19 protein-coding genes are annotated in these 18135 nt (G+C 69.8%); 11 read left to right on the top strand and 8 right to left on the bottom strand.

What is annotated here, in order from left to right:
- On the bottom strand, positions 1-1410 hold the full coding sequence (locus AB0O44_RS13735; RefSeq protein WP_364138206.1) for an aminomethyl transferase family protein: 1410 nt from the start codon (positions 1408-1410) through the stop codon (positions 1-3).
- 158 nt (positions 1411-1568) lie between these two features.
- Here AB0O44_RS13735 and AB0O44_RS13730 point away from each other — a divergent pair, with 158 nt between their 5' ends.
- The 9 genes from AB0O44_RS13730 (at position 1569) to AB0O44_RS13690 (ending at position 10701) form a co-directional block, all read left to right on the top strand.
- Positions 1569-2300, top strand: a complete 732-nt coding sequence (locus AB0O44_RS13730; RefSeq protein ID WP_364138203.1) for a PIG-L deacetylase family protein — start codon at positions 1569-1571, stop codon at positions 2298-2300.
- 29 nt (positions 2301-2329) lie between these two features.
- Positions 2330-3034, top strand: a complete 705-nt coding sequence (locus tag AB0O44_RS13725) for a 4-carboxy-4-hydroxy-2-oxoadipate aldolase/oxaloacetate decarboxylase (protein ID WP_364138200.1) — start codon at positions 2330-2332, stop codon at positions 3032-3034.
- Complete coding sequence (locus AB0O44_RS13720; protein ID WP_364138197.1) at positions 3027-4106, top strand: 4-oxalomesaconate tautomerase; 1080 nt, start codon at positions 3027-3029, stop codon at positions 4104-4106. Before AB0O44_RS13725 ends, AB0O44_RS13720 begins: the two co-directional genes overlap by 8 nt.
- Before the next feature lie 27 nt (positions 4107-4133).
- Entirely contained in the window at positions 4134-5111 is a 978-nt protein-coding gene (locus AB0O44_RS13715) for a VOC family protein (RefSeq protein WP_364138194.1), read from the top strand.
- 84 nt (positions 5112-5195) lie between these two features.
- Entirely contained in the window at positions 5196-6689 is a 1494-nt protein-coding gene (locus AB0O44_RS13710) for an aldehyde dehydrogenase family protein (protein WP_364138191.1), read from the top strand.
- Positions 6690-6767: 78 nt separating this feature from the next.
- Positions 6768-7664, top strand: coding sequence for a methylenetetrahydrofolate reductase (locus AB0O44_RS13705; RefSeq protein WP_364138188.1), 897 nt, complete (start codon positions 6768-6770; stop codon positions 7662-7664).
- Complete coding sequence (gene purU, locus AB0O44_RS13700) at positions 7664-8536, top strand: formyltetrahydrofolate deformylase (protein WP_364138185.1); 873 nt, start codon at positions 7664-7666, stop codon at positions 8534-8536. The genes AB0O44_RS13705 and purU overlap by 1 nt, the downstream gene beginning before the upstream one ends.
- Positions 8537-8597: 61 nt before the next feature.
- On the top strand, positions 8598-10010 hold the full coding sequence (locus AB0O44_RS13695; protein ID WP_364138182.1) for an aminomethyl transferase family protein: 1413 nt from the start codon (positions 8598-8600) through the stop codon (positions 10008-10010).
- Positions 10011-10080: 70 nt separating this feature from the next.
- A complete protein-coding gene (locus tag AB0O44_RS13690) occupies positions 10081-10701 on the top strand; it encodes a PadR family transcriptional regulator (RefSeq protein ID WP_364138179.1) in 621 nt (206 codons plus the stop codon).
- Between the two features lie 27 nt (positions 10702-10728).
- Here the strand turns inward: AB0O44_RS13690 and AB0O44_RS13685 are convergent, their stop codons facing one another.
- The 7 genes from AB0O44_RS13685 to AB0O44_RS13655 all read right to left on the bottom strand — a co-directional run bounded on the left by AB0O44_RS13685 (position 10729) and on the right by AB0O44_RS13655 (position 17056).
- The gene (locus AB0O44_RS13685; RefSeq protein WP_364138176.1) at positions 10729-11988 is read right to left on the bottom strand and encodes an ABC transporter substrate-binding protein; all 1260 of its coding nucleotides are present in this window, start codon (positions 11986-11988) and stop codon (positions 10729-10731) included.
- Positions 11985-13097, bottom strand: coding sequence for a branched-chain amino acid ABC transporter permease (locus tag AB0O44_RS13680; RefSeq protein ID WP_290257170.1), 1113 nt, complete (start codon positions 13095-13097; stop codon positions 11985-11987). Before AB0O44_RS13680 ends, AB0O44_RS13685 begins: the two co-directional genes overlap by 4 nt.
- A 56-nt stretch (positions 13098-13153) precedes the next feature.
- A complete protein-coding gene (locus AB0O44_RS13675) occupies positions 13154-14035 on the bottom strand; it encodes a branched-chain amino acid ABC transporter permease (protein ID WP_364138173.1) in 882 nt (293 codons plus the stop codon).
- Between the two features lie 4 nt (positions 14036-14039).
- Positions 14040-14750, bottom strand: coding sequence for an ABC transporter ATP-binding protein (locus AB0O44_RS13670; RefSeq protein ID WP_290257168.1), 711 nt, complete (start codon positions 14748-14750; stop codon positions 14040-14042).
- Entirely contained in the window at positions 14737-15492 is a 756-nt protein-coding gene (locus AB0O44_RS13665) for an ABC transporter ATP-binding protein (RefSeq protein WP_364138170.1), read from the bottom strand. The genes AB0O44_RS13670 and AB0O44_RS13665 overlap by 14 nt, the downstream gene beginning before the upstream one ends.
- A 148-nt stretch (positions 15493-15640) precedes the next feature.
- Complete coding sequence (locus AB0O44_RS13660; RefSeq protein WP_290257166.1) at positions 15641-15928, bottom strand: MoaD/ThiS family protein; 288 nt, start codon at positions 15926-15928, stop codon at positions 15641-15643.
- Between the two features lie 9 nt (positions 15929-15937).
- Positions 15938-17056: an exo-alpha-sialidase gene (locus tag AB0O44_RS13655; RefSeq protein WP_364138168.1), complete on the bottom strand. Its 1119-nt coding sequence runs from the start codon at positions 17054-17056 to the stop codon at positions 15938-15940.
- 322 nt (positions 17057-17378) lie between these two features.
- Between AB0O44_RS13655 and AB0O44_RS13650 the strand changes: the two genes are divergently transcribed.
- Together AB0O44_RS13650 and AB0O44_RS13645 are read left to right on the top strand one after the other, a co-directional pair.
- Positions 17379-17786, top strand: a complete 408-nt coding sequence (locus AB0O44_RS13650) for a metal-sensitive transcriptional regulator (protein WP_364138166.1) — start codon at positions 17379-17381, stop codon at positions 17784-17786.
- Between the two features lie 93 nt (positions 17787-17879).
- Complete coding sequence (locus AB0O44_RS13645) at positions 17880-18110, top strand: cation transporter (RefSeq protein ID WP_290257162.1); 231 nt, start codon at positions 17880-17882, stop codon at positions 18108-18110.
- Positions 18111-18135 lie beyond the last annotated feature (25 nt).

Below are 18135 nucleotides of genomic sequence, written 5' to 3'. Positions count from 1 at the left end.
CTAGCGGGCGGCGCCGGCGGTGCGCCAGCCGCCGTGGTACTCGGTCCGGGCCGTCACGGCGTAGGGCACCGGGCTGACGACGGCGCGCACACTGAGCTGCTCGTGCGGTTCCACGGTGGTCTTGCGGGAGCCGCCGCCGGGTTCGCCCCAGATCACCCTCACCTCGGTGCCGGCCTCGACGTTCGCGTCAACGGTGGCCAGGGACAGGCCGCGGCGTTCGTTGGCCGAGACGCCGGTGAAGAGCGAGAGCCCCACCGGGGTGCCGTCCGCGTCCACCACGGAGTCATAGTTTGAGGAGCCGTAGTTGGCGTTGGGGAGGTCGAAGAACTGGTAGCCGGGGGTGTCCCGGTCCAGGAAGGAGGCCCAGATCCTCGCCAGGTCCTCGTCATTCCAGGCCAGGGTGACCTTGCGCCGCTGGGACGCCGGGTCGATCCGCTCCAGGGCATCCCGGCCGATGAAGTCATGGTCGAACTTCACGAAGGAGCCGTAACCGAGCTCCCAGGGGGTCAGGTAGTAGTCCTCGATGCTGTCCGAGACGAACGATCCGGCCAGGGCATTGGTGGCCTCGTAGCTGGCGGCGGGCAGCCACCGCCGGTAAGCGCGCTCGGCGTCGCTGCTGTAGATGGCCGGCAACGGCGAGGGGATCCAGCCGGACTCCAGGGTATTGGAGGAGTAGGCACGGGATCCGCAGGGTTCGATGCCGAACTCCGCGCCGGCTTCCAGCACCGCGTCGCGGATCCTGCCGTGCTGGGCGTAGGGTCCCCAGATTTCCAGGCCCGGCGCGCCCGCCATGCCGTGGCGCAGCGTGCGGACCTGCTCCCCGGCGATCTCCAGCTGCCCCATGTGGAAGAACCTGACCTGTTCCAGCGTGCCGCCGTTGAGCTTTTCGATGATCTGCCAGGCGTTCGGGCCCTGGATCTGGAACCGGTAGTACTCGCGCTGGACGGCCTGGCCGTAGGGACGCGACGGGGACCGGTCGTCGTAGCGGCATTCGACGTCGTAGCCGCCGGTCTCGGCGTGGAACTGCAGCCAGTTCGCCGCCGGCGCCCGGCCGACGTAAACGAATTCGTTCTCCGTCTGGTGGAAGAGGATGCCGTCGCCGATCACGCCGCCGTTGGAGGCGGTGGGAACGAACTGTTTGGCGGTGTTGACCGGGAAGTTGGCGAAGCTGTTGATGCCAGTGTCCGAGAGGAGCCTCAGCGCATCCGGGCCCGTGATGAAGAAGTTCACCATGTGGTGCGACTGGTCGTAGAGGACGGCGGTCTCCCGCCAGGCCCGCTGCTCGCGCCGCCAGTTGGTGAACTCCGCCGGCACCACCGGGTAGATGTAGGTGCCGAGCTGGGAGTTGCGGAGGTGCTCCACGGTGTTGCCGGCCGCGTCGAGGACATCCTGCAGGGACTTCTGGGCCATCGGTTATCTCCTTTGATAGCGGGCCGCAACCGTGGCCGCGATCGCCGTACGGATCTGGAATCAGGATTGCTAACAAAATTGTATGGGATGTATTGACCGGTCTGCCAGAGCGTGGTTGTCTGGCACTGTCCGCGGAGCGAACCGGAGAGGACCGAGACATGGGCATGCCAGGAACGGTGCTGGTGGTCAGCGCGCACGCCGGGGATTTCGTCTGGCGGGCCGGGGGCGCGATCGCCGCCGCCACCGCCCGGGGGGACCGCGCCGTCGTCATCTGCCTCTCCTACGGTGAGCGGGGCGAGTCCGCGAGTCAGTGGCTCGCCGGCAAGTCGCTCGAGGAGATCAAAGAGCTGCGCCGGTCTGAGGCGGGGGCCGCGGCGGCCGCGCTCGGCGCCGAGATCGAGTTCCTGGACGCCGGCGACTACCCGCTGCAGCCCAGCCGCGAACTGCTGGACACGCTGGTCCGGATCTACCGCCGGATCCAGCCCACGGTGGTGCTGACCCACCCGCTGCTGGACCCCTACAACGGGGACCACCCGGCGGCGGCCCGGCTGGCGATCGAGGCCCGGATCCTGGCCCAGGCGATCGGTTATGACGCCCCCGGCGAGGTACTCGGGGCTCCCCCGGTGTTCTTCTTCGAACCGCACCAGCCGGAGCAGTGCGACTTCAAACCCGACGTCCTGCTGGACATCACCGCAGCGTTCCCGGCCAAGGAACGCGCCATGAAATGCCTGCCCGCCCAGAAGCACATGTGGGAGTACTACAGCTCCCTGGCCGTCCGCCGCGGCGTCCAGGTCAAGCGCAACGCCGGGCCGAACCTCGGACTGCCGGTGGACACCCGCGGCGAGGCCTACATGCGCTACTACCCCCAGGTCACCGATGTCCTGGCCTGAAGCACCGCGGGAATGAGAGGGGTGGCGGCATGAGGACCGTCGTGGTCACCGGGATCGAACGGGCCGACGCCGGGGTGGCGGACCGGCTCGGGGCGCTTGGGGTCGCCACCGTGCACGAGGCCATGGGCCGCACGGGGCTCCTCGGCCCCGGCCTTCGCCCCATCCAGGACGGCGACCGGATCGCAGGCACCGCCGTGACCGTGCTCTGCTGGCCCGGCGACAATCTCATGATCCACGCCGCCGTCGAACAGTGCCGCGAGGGCGACATCCTGGTGGTGACCACCACCTCCCCCTCCCTGGACGGGTCCTTCGGCGAACTCTTCGCCACGGCGCTGCGGCACCGCGGTGTCCGCGGACTGGTGACCACCGGCGGGGTCCGGGACGTGGCCGAGCTGCGGGCCCTGGGATTCCCGGCCTGGGCAGCGGCCGTCAACGCCCAGGGCACGGTGAAGGCCACGGCCGGTTCGGTGAACGTCCCGGTCGCCATCGGCGGGACCGTGGTGCGCCCCGGCGACGTGATCATCGCCGACGACGACGGCGTGCTGTGCGTGCCGCGGCCGGAGGCTCCGGGGGCGCTGCGGGCCGCGGACGCACGGGCGGCCAAGGAGGCCGATTCACGCGCCGACTACTCCACCGGCGGGCTGAGCCTGGACCGCAACAAGCTGCGCGGCCTCCTCGACGGGCTCGGCGTCCGGTATATAACCGCTGCGGAATATGAGTCCCGGGATGGCTGAGACCGAGGGCATTCCGTGCCTGCTGATGCGCGGCGGCACCTCGAAGGGGGCCTACTTCCTGGCCTCCGAGCTTCCCGCCGGCCCGGAGGAGCGGGATGCCCTGCTGCTGCGGATCATGGGCAGCCCCGACCCCCGGCAGATCGACGGCCTCGGCGGGGCGCATCCACTGACCAGCAAGGTGGCCGTCGTGTCTCCCTCCCCGGACGGGGATGCGGACGTGGATTACCTGTTCCTGCAGGTGGGCGTGGACGAGGCGATGGTCAGCAGCCGGCAGAACTGCGGCAACCTGCTGGCGGGCGTGGGCCCTTTCGCCGTGGAACGCGGCCTGGTGCGCGCCGGCGCTGAAAACACCGAGGTCCGGATCCGAATGCTCAACACCGGCAGCCTCGCCACCGCCGCCTTCCCCACCCCGGGCGGCCGGCCCGAGTACGACGGCGGCCTCGCGATCGACGGCGTCCCCGGCACCGCGGCGCCGGTCCGGCTGAACTTCGAGGGCACCGCCGGGTCCTCCACCGGGGCGCTGTTTCCCACCGGACGGGTGCTGGACACCGTGGACCGCCTGGCGGTGACCTGCGTGGATAACGGGATGCCGAGCGTGCTGCTGCGCGCCGCGGACCTGGGCCTGGCCGGCGACGAATCCCCGGCGGAGCTCGAGAGGGACGCCACGCTGGCGGACCGGCTGGCCGGGCTCCGTAAGAACGCTGCCGCTCTGATGGGAATGGGCGACGTCAGTAAGGCAACGGTGCCGAAGCTGGTGCTGCTCTCCCCGCCCCGGGGTGGCGGCACCGTCACCACCCGCAGCTTCCTGCCGGTGCGGGTGCACACCTCCATCGGGGTGCTCGGCGCGCTGACCGTTGCGGCCGGGATCCTGGCGGACGGGTCCGTGGGCCACGGCCTTGCCGCCCTGCCCGGGCCCGGCGAACCGTGCCGGATCGAGCACCCGACGGGCCACTTCGACGTCGAGGTGGGCCTGGCCGCCGGCCCGGACGGGATCATCGTGACCCGCTCGGCGGCGCTGCGCACCGCCCGCAAGATCTTCGACGGGCGGGTCTTCCCGCGCCCCCGGCCCTGACCACCACCGCTACGAGAGGACTGCCCCGTGACCGAGTACACCTCGTTCGACGTCGCCCACCTGGGGAATGTGGAGCTGCTGACCCCCACCTTCGACAAAAGCCTGTGGTTCTTCCGAGACCTGCTGGCCATGCGCGTCGTCGCCGAGGCCGCCGGGGACGCCGGGGGCGGCCGGTCCGTGTACCTGCGCACCTGGGACGAATACCAGCTCTACACGATCAAGCTCACCGAATCCGCCGACGCAGGTGTGGGCCGCACTTCCTTCCGGGCCAGCAGCCAGGCCGCGCTGGAGCGCCGGGTCGCCGCGATCGAGGCCATGGGCCTGGGGACCGGCTGGGTGGACGGGGAGGTGGGGACCGGGCCGACTTACATGTTTCGCGACCCGGACGGGCACAGCATGGCCCTCTACTACGAGACCGAGCGCTACGTCGCCACCGACGACAGGCCGGCACTGAAGAACCAGGCTTCGGCCTTCCCTGGCCGCGGCGTGAACGCGCGCCGGCTGGACCACATCAACTACCTGGCCAAGGACGTGGTGGCCAACGGCGAGTTCGTGGCGCACGCCCTCTGCGGCCGGGAGAGCGAGCGGATCAAGCTCGACGACGGCGGCTATGCGGCCTGGTGGTTCCACTTCAATAACAAGTCCTACGACGTGGTCTACTCCGACGACTGGCTCAAGCACGGCAACCGGCTGCACCACGTCGCGTTCGCCCCGGACACCCGCGAGGACATCCTCAAGGCCGCGGATATCTTCCTGGAGAACGGCATCCACATCGAGTCCGGCCCGCACAAGCACGCCATTAACCAGACCTTCTTCCTCTACGTCTGGGAGCCCGGCGGGAACCGGATCGAATTCGCGAATGCGGGCGCCCGGCTCCTGTTGGATCCCGACTCCCCGGTGGTGGAATGGACCCAGGAGGAGCGCAAGAAGGGCCAGGCGTGGGGCATGAAGACCATCGAAACCTTCCACACCCACGGCACCCCGAACGTCTCCGCCGACGCCTGACCCACACACAGGAAACCACGCAGTCCACCCACTACAGCTCCCAGCAACACAGCAGAGCACAACAGCACAGAGAGGTGCGCCGCCATGACCAGTACCACCGACACCGCCGCCCCAGTCACCACCGGCCTCTACATTGGGGGCCGGGAACGCCGGGCCGGGCAGACCCTGGAGATCGCCGACCCCGGCCGGCCGGGCGCCGTCGTGGGGCATGCCGCCGCGGCCTCCGCCGACGATGTCGACGACGCCGTGGCCGCCGCGAAGGCCGCCTTCCCGGCCTGGGCGGCCCTGACCGCGGAGCAGCGCGCTGACATGATGCGGGCCGCACTCGAGGGGATCGCCGAACACCGCGACGAGGACGCCGCCGTGCTCTCCCGCGAGAACGGCAAGATCCGGATGGAGGCCTGGGTGGACTCGCTGGTCTTCGAGATCCGCTGGAACCTGGCCCTCGCCCTCGCGGCGGAGGTGGACGCCACGAAGGTGCTCCCGCCGGCGCCGGGCATCCCCGTCTCCACCACCGTCGCCTACCAGCCGCTCGGCGTGGTGACCGTGATCGTGCCGTTCAACTGGCCCATCGCCATCCTCGCGGCCTCGCTGCCGCACGCGCTGCTGGCCGGGAACACCGCCATCGTGAAGCCGCCGCCCACGGCGCCACTGGCCACCACCCGGGTGGTGCAGAGGATCGCGGAGAAGCTGCCGCCGGGCGTGCTCAACGTCGTCACCGGCAAGGACGCGGACATGTCCGCCCTGATCAGCAGCCCGGACGTCGCCAAAGTCTGCTTCACCGGCAGCGTCGCCGGCGGCAAGCGGATCATGGAGATGGCCTCGAAGGCGCTGACCCGGGTGACGCTGGAACTGGGCGGCAACGACGCCGCCGTCATCCTGGCCGACGCCATCCTGGACGACACCCACCTGGACCGGCTGTACGCCGCCATCTTCGACACCACCGGCCAGATCTGCATGAACGCCAAGCGCATCTATGTCCACCGCTCCCGGCTGGACGAGGTGGTCAATGGGCTCGCCGCCCGGCTGGAGCGGGCCGTGATCGGCTACGGCCTGGACGAGGGCACCACCATGGGGCCGCTGCACTCCCCCGCCCAGAAGGAGTTCGTGGCCGGGCTGATCGAGGAGGCCAAAACCGCCGGGGCGGACGTCCGCGAATACGGCACCCTGCCGGAGGACCCGGAGCTGCGCGGCGGGAACTTCCTCCGCCCGGCGCTGGTGATCGACCCGGATCCGTCCCTGCGGGTGGTGACCGAGGAGCAGTTCGGCCCGGTCATCCCGCTCCTGCCCTTCGACGCCGAGGACGAGGCGGTGGAAGCCGCCAACGCCACCTGGGCCGGTCTCTGCGGCTCCGTCTGGACCGCCGACGCCGCCACCGCCAACCGGGTGGGTGCCCGGCTGGTCTGCGGCTACGTCTGGGTCAACGACCACGGCGCCACCCGGCTGGACCTGCGCGCCCCGTTCGGCGGCATGAAACAGTCCGGCATGGGCCGCGAACAGGGCATCGAGGGCGTCCGGGCATTCCAGGACACCCGGTCCATCGCCCACCTGCAGCCGGAGGACGCCGTCGGGAGTTAATTACCTATAGACAGTGCCTATGCACATAGGTAAAGTCGGCCGTGGGTGCACCGTCGCACCCACGGAAAGGACTTCCTGATGGCGAATCGAATCACGCCCGCGGCCAACCGGGCGGCTTCCCTGGAACTGATCCGCGATTTCTCGCTCGAGATGACCGGCAAGGACGTGCCGGCCCTGCACGAGGCCAAGGATCACATCCCGGCGGGCACCCGCATCAACGTCACCTTCCTCGGCAACGAGGACCTGGAGATGCGGGTGGCCGGGGCGAAGGCCGTCCGGGAGCTCGGGTTCGTTCCCGTCCCGCACATCTCCGCCCGCCGGCTCCGCTCCCTGGAGCAGCTCGAGGAATTCCTGGCCAGGCTCCAGGACGTCGGCGCCAGCGAGCACATCTTCGCCGTCGGCGGCGACCCGGCCACCCCCGAGGGGCCCTTCGAGGATTCCCTCGGCGTGATCCGGAGCGGCGTGCTGCAGCAGTACGGGGTGCGCCAGGTGGGGATCGGCGGCTACCCCGAGGGCCACCCGGACATCGCCAAGGACGTGCTCGCCCGGGCGCTGGCGGACAAGACCGCCGCCCTCGCGGAGCAGGAGCTCGACGCCGTCATCCTCACTCAGTTTGCCTTCGACACCGACCCGGTCGCGGACTGGATCACCGGCCTGCGCGCCGACGGCGTCAACGCCGAGATCCGGGTGGGAACCCCCGGTCCGGCCGGCATCAAGCGGCTCCTCGGCTTCGCCCGCCGCTTCGGCGTCGGCGCCAACGCCATGATCGTCAAGAAGTACGGCTTCTCCCTGACAAACCTGATGGGCGACGCCGGGCCGGACCGGTTCGTCAACGACCTCGCCGCCGAACTCGCCGAGCGCACCTCCGGGCCGCAGGATCCCGCCGTCGGCCGCGTGGGCCTGCACTTCTACACCTTCGGCGGACTGCTGGCCACGGCCGACTGGGTCCGGCAGTTCACCGCCGGACGCCCCTGATGGCACCGCACACGGAGTCACTCCGGGACCAGGCCTGCCTGATTGTCCACGGCCCCGACCAGCCCGGCATCGTCGCCGCCGTGGCCGCGCTGGTGACCCGCAGCCGGGGAAACATCGTCTCCCTGGACCAGTACTCCTCCGATCCCAGCTCCGGCGACTTCTTCCAGCGGGTGGTGTTCAACCGCCCCGACCTGGCCGCCGCCCTGCCGGAAATCGAGGCGGACCTGGCGAAGACCCTGGGCCCGCTCGGCCTGCAGTGGACCCTGACGGACCGGTCTGTGCCCAAGCGGATGGCCATCCTGGTCTCCACCTCGGACCATTGCCTGCTGGAGCTGCTCTGGCGGCACCGCCGCGGCGAGCTGCCCGTCTCCATCCCGATGGTGATCTCCAATCACACCAATACCGCCGAGGATGTCCGCTCCTTCGGGGTGCCGTTCTTCCACGTGCCCTCCGCCGGCGCGGACAAGTCCGCGGCCGAGGGCGAGATCCTGAAGCTGCTGGCCGGCAACGTCGACTTCGTGGTGCTGGCCCGCTACATGCAGATCCTCTCCCCGGAGTTCCTGGACCGGGCGGGCGTTCCGCTGATCAACATCCACCACTCCTTCCTGCCCGCCTTCGTCGGCGCCGCGCCGTACCGCAAGGCCAAGGAACGCGGCGTGAAGCTGATCGGCGCGACCTCGCACTACGTCACCAAGGACCTGGACGAGGGCCCGATCATCGAACAGGACGTCGCCCGCGTGACCCACGCCCACTCCGCGGCGGACCTGCAGGCCCGCGGCGCCTACGTCGAACGGGCCGTGCTCTCCCGCGCGGTGCAGTGGCACGCCGAGGACCGGATCATCCGGCACGGCAACCAGACCATCGTGTTCTGACCCCCTCTGACTTCCAAACTCCCCCAGACCCCCGAAATCCCGACAGAAAAAGAGGTTCATTGTGGCACCGAAGAATCTGCAGGAAGTCCTCGACGCATCCCGCGGCGCCGTCGACCTGCTCCGCAACTCGCAGATCGGCTCCTACATCTATCCGGTGGTCCCCGCCGACTTCCAGAACTGGATCAAGGAACAGACCGCCTGGCGCCAGACCGCCGTACTGTACGACCAGTCCCACCACATGGACAACCTGTTCATGTCCGGCTCGGACGCGATCAAGCTGATCTCCGCCACCGCCATCAACTCCACCGCCGTCTTCCCGGTCAACAAGGCCAAGCAGTACGTCCCGACGACTGAATCCGGCCACGTGATCGGCGACGGCATCCTGTTCCGCGAGGGCGAGGACGAATACGTCTATGTAGGCCGCGCCCCGGCCGCGAACTGGCTGCTCTACCACGGTGAAACCGGCGGCTACGGCAACCTGGACATCCGGGTGGACCGCCGGTCGCCGTCGCGGCCCTACGGCCATGGCGTGTCCCGGCAGTACTACCGCTTCCAGATTCAGGGCCCGAACGCCTGGCAGGTGATCGAGAAGCTCAACGGCGGCCCGCTGGAGCAGCTGAAGTTCTTCAACATGTCCACCATGACGATCGACGGAACCACCGTCCGGACCCTCCGCCACGGCATGGCCGGCGCCCCGGGCCTCGAGGTGTGGGGGCCGTACGAGGACCACGACCGGATCCGCGATGCGATCGTGGCCGCAGGCGCCGAGTTCGGACTGGTCCCCGTGGGCTCCCGCGCCTACCCCTCCAACACGCTCGAATCCGGCTGGATCCCCTCCCCGTTGCCGGCCATCTACACCGGCGAGGCCGAGCGCGGCTACCGCGAGTGGCTGCCGGCGGACGGCTACGAGGCCACCGGCACCCTGGCCGGGTCCTTCGTCTCGGACCGGATCGAGGACTACTACCTGACCCCCTGGGAGTTGGGCTACGGCTCCTTCGTAAAGTTCGACCACGACTTCATCGGCCGCGACGCCCTGGAGAAGATGGACCCCGCCGCGCAGCGCCGCAAGGTCACGCTGGCCTGGGACGCGGAGGACATCACGAAGATCTACGCCTCGCTCTTCAACGTGGAGGGCCCGAGCTACAAGTTCTTCGACCTGCCGCTGGCGAACTACGGCTCGGCCAACTACGACTCCGTGGTCGACGCCGACGGCACCGTGGTGGGCTACTCGATGTTCACGGGCTACAGCGCGAACGAGCGCCGGGCGCTGTCCCTGGCCACGATCGACCCGAACGTCCCGGAGGGCACCGAACTGAAGGTGGTCTGGGGCGAGCCGAACGGCGGCACCGCGAAGGCCGCCGTCGAGCCGCACGTGCAGACCGAGGTCCGCGCCGTCGTCAGCCCGGTCCCCTACTCCACCGTGGCGCGCGCGACGTACCAGGGCGGCTGGCGCACCAACTACCAGCCCGCCTAGGCTGGGAGCCCCGGGTCGAGGGGGCGGCATACGCCCCCTCGACCCCCTCCACGCCCGGAAGGAGCACCGTATGAGCCTGCGTTATGCGCTGCTCGCACTGCTGCGCGTCGGCCCGCTCTCCGGGTACGAACTGCAGAAGCAGTTTTCCGCGTCCGTGGGCCACGTCTGGCACGCGCCTGACTCACAGATCTACCCCGAGCTGCGCAAGATGGAGGCCGAGGGCCTGATCGAGGGCGAGGAACAGCCCCGCGGCCAGCGCGCCACCCGGCGGCTCTACCACGTGACCGCCGCCGGCGAGGCGGCGTTCCTGGCCTGGATGCAGACCCCGCTGGAATACGCCCGGGTCCGCGACCCCGCCCACCTGCGCGCTGCCTACCTCGAGGCCGCCTCCCCCGGCGACGCCCGCGCCTTCTTCCGCCGGCACCAGGCCCAGTGGGAGGCCGAACTCGCCCAGTGGGAGGGTGAACTGCAGCGGATCGCCGAGGTGGCCAACCCGATGCTGGTCCGCCGCCTCGCCGTCACCGACCCCGGCGACCGGGAACGCACCGTGGCCTTCAAGCGCTTCACCTACGAGGGCCTGGTGGACCGCGCCCGCACCGAGATCGAGTGGGCCCGGCGCGGGCTCCGGCTGGTCGACGAGCTGGAGTCCGCCGGCGGCGCCTGGCCCGGGCCGGGAATCCCGGCCCGGTAGGCGCCGCCTGGCAGGTGCCGCATGCGCCTAGCCGAAGTTCTGCACCGTCGCGTAGCCCTTGCCGTCGTACTTCTGCACCAGCACCGAGGACACCGCGGGCTGGCCGTCCGTCGTCGTATCCACCGAGGTGCCGGAGAGCATCAGCGGCGCCTGCAGGCCCTTGACGTTGCGCAGCGCGGTCATGAAGCTGTCCCGCGTGGGCTCGGTCATGGTCTTGAACGCCTGCTCCAGCGTCGCACCCACCATGTAGCTCCACATGCAGTGCGGGAAGGCCGGCATGTCCGGGTACTTCGCGTATTGCTTGAGGTCGGCGAGGAACTTCACGACGTCGGGATCCTTGGCGAACGCCGGGCTCTGCGGGGCCTTGGCGAAGGACACCGAGTAGATGCCCGGGTACGCGGCGGCCCCGCCCGGGCCCAGGATCGCGGCCGGGCTGGAGGTGTTCGACGGCAGGAACCAGCTGGGCTTCCAGCCGAGCTGCTGCGCCTTCTGCAGCGACGCGATGGCCAGCGGGGTGATGGACATGGCGTCGAAAAACACGTCCGCGCCGGAGGAAGCAAGCTGGGTCAGCTGCGGGTCCACGGAGGTGTCCGTCGCCTCGTAGGTCTGCTCGCCCACGACCGAGATGTTCGAGGCGCCCTTGATGGCGTCCTTGAAGCCCTGAACGTAGCCCTTGCCGTAGTCGTCGTTCTGGGACAGGATCGCCACCTTGTGCGGCTGGCCTGAACCGGCGATCAGCTTGCCGAACGCGGCGCCCTCGTTCTGGTAGATCGGGACGAACCCGAGTTGCCAGGGGCTCTGCTTCCGGTCGCTGAACAGCGGGTCGCCGGTCATCACCAGCACCTGCGGGACCTTCTGGCTGATCGCCGCCTCCCGGAAGGCCCGGTTGGTGGGGGTACCAAGGCCCGCAGTGGCGGCGAAGACGTTGTCCGAAACCATCTGCTGGAAGTTCGCCAACGACTTCTGCGGGTCGTAGCCGTCGTCGTAGGACTTGATGTTGACGGTGCGGGTCTTGCCGTCGCCGAATTTCACGCCGCCGGCGGCGTTGAGCGCGCCGAAGTAAGCGGTGACACCGGCCACCGTGCAGGTGCCCTGGCCGGCAATCGCGCCGCTGAGCGGGGTGGTGATGCCGAGGGTGATGGAGGAGTCGGTGATGCCGGGCGAGGCGGCGTTGCTTCCGCCGCCCTGGTTAGTGCTGCCGCGGGTGCAGCCCGAGGCGGAGAGCGCAATGACCGCCGCCACCGCCACTATGCCGAGGACCCCGCGAGGCCGGGTGTTCTTTCTCATGCTTGGTCTTGCCTCCCTGTCTGGTGCTGGATTGTCTGCTGCTGGTCTGTCTGGTCCGGAATGGCCTGGTGCTCTGTCTGGTGCTGGTCTGCCTGCTTTTCCGACCCGGCCCCCGGGGCCGGGGCGGGTACGGTGCGCTGCGGGGCGCCGGGCCGGTCCCGGTTCCGGCCGGTGATCCGGCGGAGCACCCGGGGCAGGCTGACCAGCCCCTCGGGCAGCAGGAACAGGACGATCAGCAGGATGGCGCCCTGGCTGACGGTGGTGAGGCCGGGGTCCACGGCGTTGGTCAGCAGCGGGACCAGGACGTAGTAGGCCCCGCCGATGAGGGACCCGGCGATGCTCCCGGCGCCGCCGATCACCATGGCGGCCAGGAGGCTGATCGAGTGCCCGAAGCTCAGGGTTTCCGGGGAGGTGTACTGAACGGCGGCGAGGTAGAGGAACCCGCTGGCGCCGCCGAAGATGGAGGCCACGGTGAAGGCCAGGACCTTGGTCCGGTACGGGGAGACGCCCATCGACGCGGCGACGGCCTCGTTTTCCTTGACGACGCCGAACGCCCGGCCGTACTTGCCGCGGACCAGGTTCCGGGCCAGCAGGAACCCTGCGGCGGTCACCAGCAGGATGATGTAGTACTGCCACTGGTCGTTGTAGAGCCCGGACCAGTCCGGGGCGTCGGTGAACCGGGCGGAGATGCCCTGCGAGCCGCCGGTGAATCCCTCCAGCCGCTTGGCCAGCGGCACGCCCACGATCGGCAGGGCGATGGTCACCATGGCGATCGCGAGGCCGCCCAGCCGCGCCGCGGCCAGCGCCACCAGCAGCCCCACGACGCCGGCGATCAGGCAGGCCAGGACGAACACCAGCAGGATGTTCCAGCCCTGCTTGACCCCGTACGCGGTGACGTAGGCGCCGAGACCCACAAAAAAGATCTGGCCGAGGTTGACCTGGCCGGTGTAGCCCATGACGATGTTCAGGCCCAGCACGGCCACCGCGTAGACGCCGATCCGCACCAGGGTCTGGTTGGCGAAGGGCGGCAGGTTCAGCGGCGCGAGCAGCAGCACCACGGCCACCAGGACGAGCACCACAATCCGGACGGTGCGGTTTCCGGTGGCCACGGGTTTTACGGACTGGGGTTCTACGGACAAGGGTTTTGCGGGCAGGCGGTTGCGCATCAGACTCTCACCACGACCTTCCGGCCAAAGAGGCCCTGCGGCCGCAGGATCAGGATGACGAAGATCAGCGCGAACGGGACGGCGATCTTCAGGTCGTGGCCGATGAACGGCACGTACACCGCCACGAGGTTTTCCAGCACGCCGATCGCCCAGGCGGCCACCACACAGCCGATCGGACTGCTCAGGCCGCCCAGGATCACGGCGGCGAGGGCGTAGACCAGTGCGGTGTCCAGCATGCCGGGGGTCAGGGTCAGCTGCGGGGCCACCAGGACGCCGGCGACGGCGCCGAGCGCGGCAGCCAGACCCCAGCCGACCATCAGCAGCCGCCCCACCGGCAGCCCGGAGAGGGCGGACGACGCCGGGCTGTCCGCCACCGCGCGGAGGGCCAGGCCCAGCTTGGTGCGCAGGAAGAGCAGCTGCAGGACCACCATGATGACCACGATCGTCACCGTGGTGGCGAGTGACCGGACGCTGACCACCGCGCCCAGGATGTCGACGCTGGTGAGCGGGAAAAGCGAGGGGAAGCCGAGGTTGTTGTAGCTCCAGATCACGGCGATGATGCCGGTGATCAGGGTCAGCAGGCCGATGGTGACGACGACGGCGGTGTCCGGGTCGCCGCGCTCGAACCGGCGGACCAGGAAGCGTTCGGCGAGGGCCCCGAGGACGAAAGACAGCGCCACTGCCACGATGATGGCCACCACGAGCGGCAGCCCGGCCTGGACGGAGGCGTAGGCCACGTAACCGGAGAGGACCGCCAGGCCGCCCTGGGCGAAGTTGATCAGCCCGGTGGCCTGGTTGACCAGCACGATCGCCAGGGCCAGCGCGGCGTAGATGGATCCGGTCGACAGCCCGTCGACCACCAGCTGGATGAAGGTGCCCACCGGTTCAGCCCCCCAGGTACGCTCGTCGGATTTCGTCCATCCCCTTGAGTTCGGCGGTGGTGCCGGTCAGGGCGGTGCGGCCCGTTTCCAGCACGGTTGCCGTGTCCACCAGGGAGAAGGCGAGGTTGGCGTTTTGTTCCACCACCACCATGGCGATCCCGGACTCCAGCCGGAGCCTGCGGATCGCCTCGTAGACGGTCTTGGCGGTGCCCGGCGCGAGTCCCAGCGAGGCCTCGTCCAGCAGCAGCAGCCGCGGCCGGGCCATGAACGCCCGGCCGACGGCGAGCATCTGCTGTTCGCCGCCGGAGAGGGCGGCCGCCCGGGAGCCGATCCGGTCGCGCAGTTGCGGGAACAGGTCCAGGCAGTAGTCGACGTCGGCGGCGATCGCCTGGCGTCCCTTCCGCAGGTACGCGCCCACCATCAGGTTTTCCCGCACGCTCAGCTGCCCCAGCGTTCCGCGGCCCTCGGGCACGTGCGCGATGCCCAGCGCCGCGACCTGGTCAGGCCGCAGCCCGCGGATGTCGCGGCCCGCGAACCGGATGGTCCCGCCGGCACGGACGGTGCCGCTGATGGCCCGCAGGGTGGTGGTCTTGCCCGCGCCGTTGGCGCCGAGGATCCCGACGGCGCCCCCCTCGGGCACGCTGAGCGAGACGCCGTCGATCACCTGGATCGGCCCGTAGGAGGCGGTCACGTCCACCAGCTCAAGCAGCGTCATCCGCGGCGTCCTTCCCCAGGTAGGCCTCGATCACCCGCGGGTCGGCCTGCGCCTCCGCCGCGGTTCCGGCCATGAGCTTCCGGCCGTGGTCCAGCACCACCACCTGGTCCGTGAGCGCCGAGATGAGGCCCATGTGGTGCTCGACGACGATGATCGTAATGTCCTGTTCGGCGCGGATCCGCCGGACGGTGGCGATCAGCTCCTCCACCTCGGCGTGGGAGAGGCCGGCGGCCGGTTCGTCCAGCAGCAGCAGCGAGGGTCCGGAGAGCAGCGCACGCCAGAGTTCGATCCCCTTGTGCAGGCCGTGGGAGAGTTCGTTGGCCGGGACGTCGGCCGCCCAGCCGAGTCCGGCGCGCTCGAGCAGCCCGCGGGCCTCGGCGCGGATGGAGCGTTCGGCCCGGGCGGTCCGCGGCAGCCGGAGCGCCCAGGAGGCGGGGCCGCCGGGGAGGCGGAGGTGTCCGCCGAGGAGGACGTTCTCCAGCACGGTGGCGTTCAGCAGCAGGGCCGGGTGTTGGAAGGTCCGGGCGAGGCCCAGTCCGGCGAGCCGGGACGGGGCCGAGCCCTGGACCTCGGCGCCGTCGATGGTGATGGTGCCCGCGCTGGGTTTGTAGTGCCCGCTGATGCAGTTGAAGAGGGACGTCTTGCCGGCGCCGTTGGGCCCGACCAACCCGAGGATGACCCCGGGGTCGACGTCGAAGCTGACGTCTTGCAGCACCTTGACGCCGCCGAAGTGGAGGCTCACGTCCGTCAGGCTCAAGGTTGCGGCCACCGGCATCCCTTCCTGTCGCACCATTGCGGGGTGGGGCGCGACCGGCAGGGACGGCCCGGAACCGACGGTACGGATCGCTGACGAAATTGTCAACGATTTTGAGGTCAGAATGCCGCGGAGCTCAGCCGCCGGCGACGGACTGGATGATGAGCACCTCCTGGCCCGGCGAGACCTCGGTCCCGAGGCCCTGCAGACGGCGGATTTCGACGCCGGAAACGTAGACATTCACGAAGCGGCGGACGCTGCCGGTCTCGTCCCGGAGGCGCCGGCCGAGCGCGGGGTAGTTGCCGGCCAGCTCGTCCAGCAGCCGGCCCACCGGGAGCGGGCCGTCGGCGGCCACCTCGAGGCCGGACCGGCCGCCGGCCAGGGGCGCCAGGACGCTCGGCAGCAGCACGCTGATCTCAGCCACGGCGGCCCGTCATGCCGGGGCCGGGGCGCCGACCACCTGCGCCGCGCGCACGCACAGCACGTCGGGCAGGTGCGAGGCGACCTCGGTGAAGTGCTCACCCTCGTCGGCACTGGCGTAGACGCTGCCGCCGCGGGTGCCGAAGTACACCCCGGCCGGCTCGGCGGTGTCCACGCAGGCCGCATCGCGGAGCACCGCGTTAAATTCGGAGCCGGGCAGGCCCTCGTCCAGCCGCTTCCAGGTGGCGCCGGCGTCGTCCGTCCGGTGCACCGCCAGCTTCCCCTCCGGGGGGATCCTCTCGCCGTCGGCCTTCAGCGGGATCACCCAGGCCGTCCCGGCGCGGTGCGGGTGCGTGAGCATGACGAAGCCGAAGTCCGCAGGCAGCCCCTCCGCGATGGATTCCCAGGTCTCGGCGTCGTCGTCCGTGCGGTAGACGCCGTGGTGGTTTTGCGCGTAAAGCCGGCCGTCGACGGCGGAATCGGCGGCGATCTTATGCACGCACTGGCCGAACTCGGGGTAGGGGTCGGGGTTGAAGTAGGCGGAGATGCCCTTGTTCCGGGCGTCCCAGGACTGCCCGCCGTCCTTGGAGCGGTAGACGCCGCCGGTGCTCATGGCCACGTGCACCCGCTCCCCGTCAGGGTGGACGACGATCGAGTGGGCCGCCGCGCCGCCGTAGCCGGAGCCCCACTCGCTGCGGTGCGGGTGGTCCCAGAGGCCGCGGTTCAGTTCGAAGTGCTCCCCGCCGTCGGTGGACTTCCACACCGAGATCGGCTCGCAGCCGGCCCAGACGACGCCGGGCCGGGACTCGGCGTCGGGGTAGATCTGCCAGACGCGCTCCAGGGCGGCGCCGGTGTCCTCCGGGAAGCGGATGGCACCCTGTTCGGGTTCGGTCCAGCTCGCCCCCAGGTCGTCGGAGTGGAAGACGGTGGGACCCCAGTGCTCGGAGCGGACGCCGACCAGGATCCGGGTCTTGCCGTCCCGGGTGTCGATGCCGATGCTGGGGATCTCACTCATCAGGAAATGCGGTCCGGATAGGGACCAGGACTCACGGTCGGGGCTGGTGGCCAGCCACAGCCCTTTTTTCGTGCCGATTGCCAGGACAAAGTTTTCCTCGGATGCCATGGCCCCCATCGAACCACCACGAGTGAAGGCCCGCAATGGTCTTTTCACCTTCGCTTGGAGAAATTCCCCGGGACACCGGCGGCGGCCCGGTCGGCCGGGGCACGGGAAACTAAAGCGAAAGTAGTTATCCGAGGTGCTGGCGAAGCCGCCGCGCGCCCCGTAGAGTCGTGGATGTAGGCGGAAGAACTCCTACCCCAATGACTGCTCCGGAGTGCGTATCCCCCAATAACGCACTCCGGAGCTTTTTAACGCCCATTCTCCGGCGGCGTAAACCATCGATACCCCCTGGGGGTACTTGTGCCATACCCACCAGGGGTATATCTTGGTGGCCATGAGCGCATCCGATTCTTCAGTGGCCGCCGCCGGGGACCTGATTCCCGCAGGTGCGGAGGCAGATACCGCCGCAGCGACAGACCAGCACGAGGGCCCCCACGCCGGCTCCGGCCAGCACGGGTATTCCGCTAACAAGGATGCCTACCTCAAGCGGCTCAAGCGCATCGAGGGGCAGGTCCGCGGCATCGCCCGGATGGTCGATGAGGACAAGTACTGCATCGACATCCTCACCCAGGTCGCCGCCGTCACCAAGGCCCTGCATGCCGTCAGTCTGGGTCTGGTGGAGGAGCACATCGGCCATTGTGTCGTCGGGGCGGCCGCCGAACCGGATCCTGAGCTGCGGTCGGAGGCCATCGACGCCAAGGTCAAGGAAGCCACCGACGCCATCGGCCGGCTCCTGCGCTGACGCCGCGAGCCGCACCACCCCACCGGTAACCCCCACATCCAGCTACCCAGCCAGCCACCAACAGGGCCGTCCCGGCCCACGAAGGAGAGCACCATGAGCACCGTTTCCACCACCATTGAGGTTTCCGGCATGACCTGCGGCCACTGCGTCTCCTCCGTCACGGAGGAACTCGAGGCCCTGGACGGCGTGGAGAACGTCGACGTCGACCTCAACGCCGGCGGGATCTCCACCGTGACCATCGGCTCCGCCCGGGAGCTCTCCCCCGCCGAGATCGGCGAGGCCGTCGCCGAGGCCGGCTACCTGGTGGTCGCCAACGAGGCCTGACCGGGCGGCAACCAGCCCTGAGCGC

Source organism: Arthrobacter sp. NPDC080082 (genome assembly GCF_040686595.1).
Classification (GTDB): domain Bacteria; phylum Actinomycetota; class Actinomycetes; order Actinomycetales; family Micrococcaceae; genus Arthrobacter.
The sequence above is the reverse complement of the archived record's forward strand: the minus strand, read 5'-3'. Positions and strand labels throughout refer to the sequence as shown.

What these genes read in the sequence shown, in the direction of transcription:
- AB0O44_RS13735 (WP_364138206.1), bottom strand. Translation starts at nt 1,410, where the DNA reads ATGGCCCAGAAGTCCCTGCAGGATGTCCTCGACGCGGCCGGCAACACC.
- AB0O44_RS13655 (WP_364138168.1), bottom strand. Translation starts at nt 17,056, where the DNA reads ATGGGGGCCATGGCATCCGAGGAAAACTTTGTCCTGGCAATCGGCACG.
- AB0O44_RS13685 (WP_364138176.1), bottom strand. Translation starts at nt 11,988, where the DNA reads ATGAGAAAGAACACCCGGCCTCGCGGGGTCCTCGGCATAGTGGCGGTG.
- AB0O44_RS13725 (WP_364138200.1), top strand. Translation starts at nt 2,330, where the DNA reads ATGAGGACCGTCGTGGTCACCGGGATCGAACGGGCCGACGCCGGGGTG.
- purU (WP_364138185.1), top strand. Translation starts at nt 7,664, where the DNA reads ATGGCACCGCACACGGAGTCACTCCGGGACCAGGCCTGCCTGATTGTC.
- AB0O44_RS13730 (WP_364138203.1), top strand. Translation starts at nt 1,569, where the DNA reads ATGGGCATGCCAGGAACGGTGCTGGTGGTCAGCGCGCACGCCGGGGAT.
- AB0O44_RS13710 (WP_364138191.1), top strand. Translation starts at nt 5,196, where the DNA reads ATGACCAGTACCACCGACACCGCCGCCCCAGTCACCACCGGCCTCTAC.
- AB0O44_RS13645 (WP_290257162.1), top strand. Translation starts at nt 17,880, where the DNA reads ATGAGCACCGTTTCCACCACCATTGAGGTTTCCGGCATGACCTGCGGC.
- AB0O44_RS13705 (WP_364138188.1), top strand. Translation starts at nt 6,768, where the DNA reads ATGGCGAATCGAATCACGCCCGCGGCCAACCGGGCGGCTTCCCTGGAA.
- AB0O44_RS13650 (WP_364138166.1), top strand. Translation starts at nt 17,379, where the DNA reads ATGAGCGCATCCGATTCTTCAGTGGCCGCCGCCGGGGACCTGATTCCC.
- AB0O44_RS13670 (WP_290257168.1), bottom strand. Translation starts at nt 14,750, where the DNA reads ATGACGCTGCTTGAGCTGGTGGACGTGACCGCCTCCTACGGGCCGATC.
- AB0O44_RS13690 (WP_364138179.1), top strand. Translation starts at nt 10,081, where the DNA reads ATGAGCCTGCGTTATGCGCTGCTCGCACTGCTGCGCGTCGGCCCGCTC.
- AB0O44_RS13720 (WP_364138197.1), top strand. Translation starts at nt 3,027, where the DNA reads ATGGCTGAGACCGAGGGCATTCCGTGCCTGCTGATGCGCGGCGGCACC.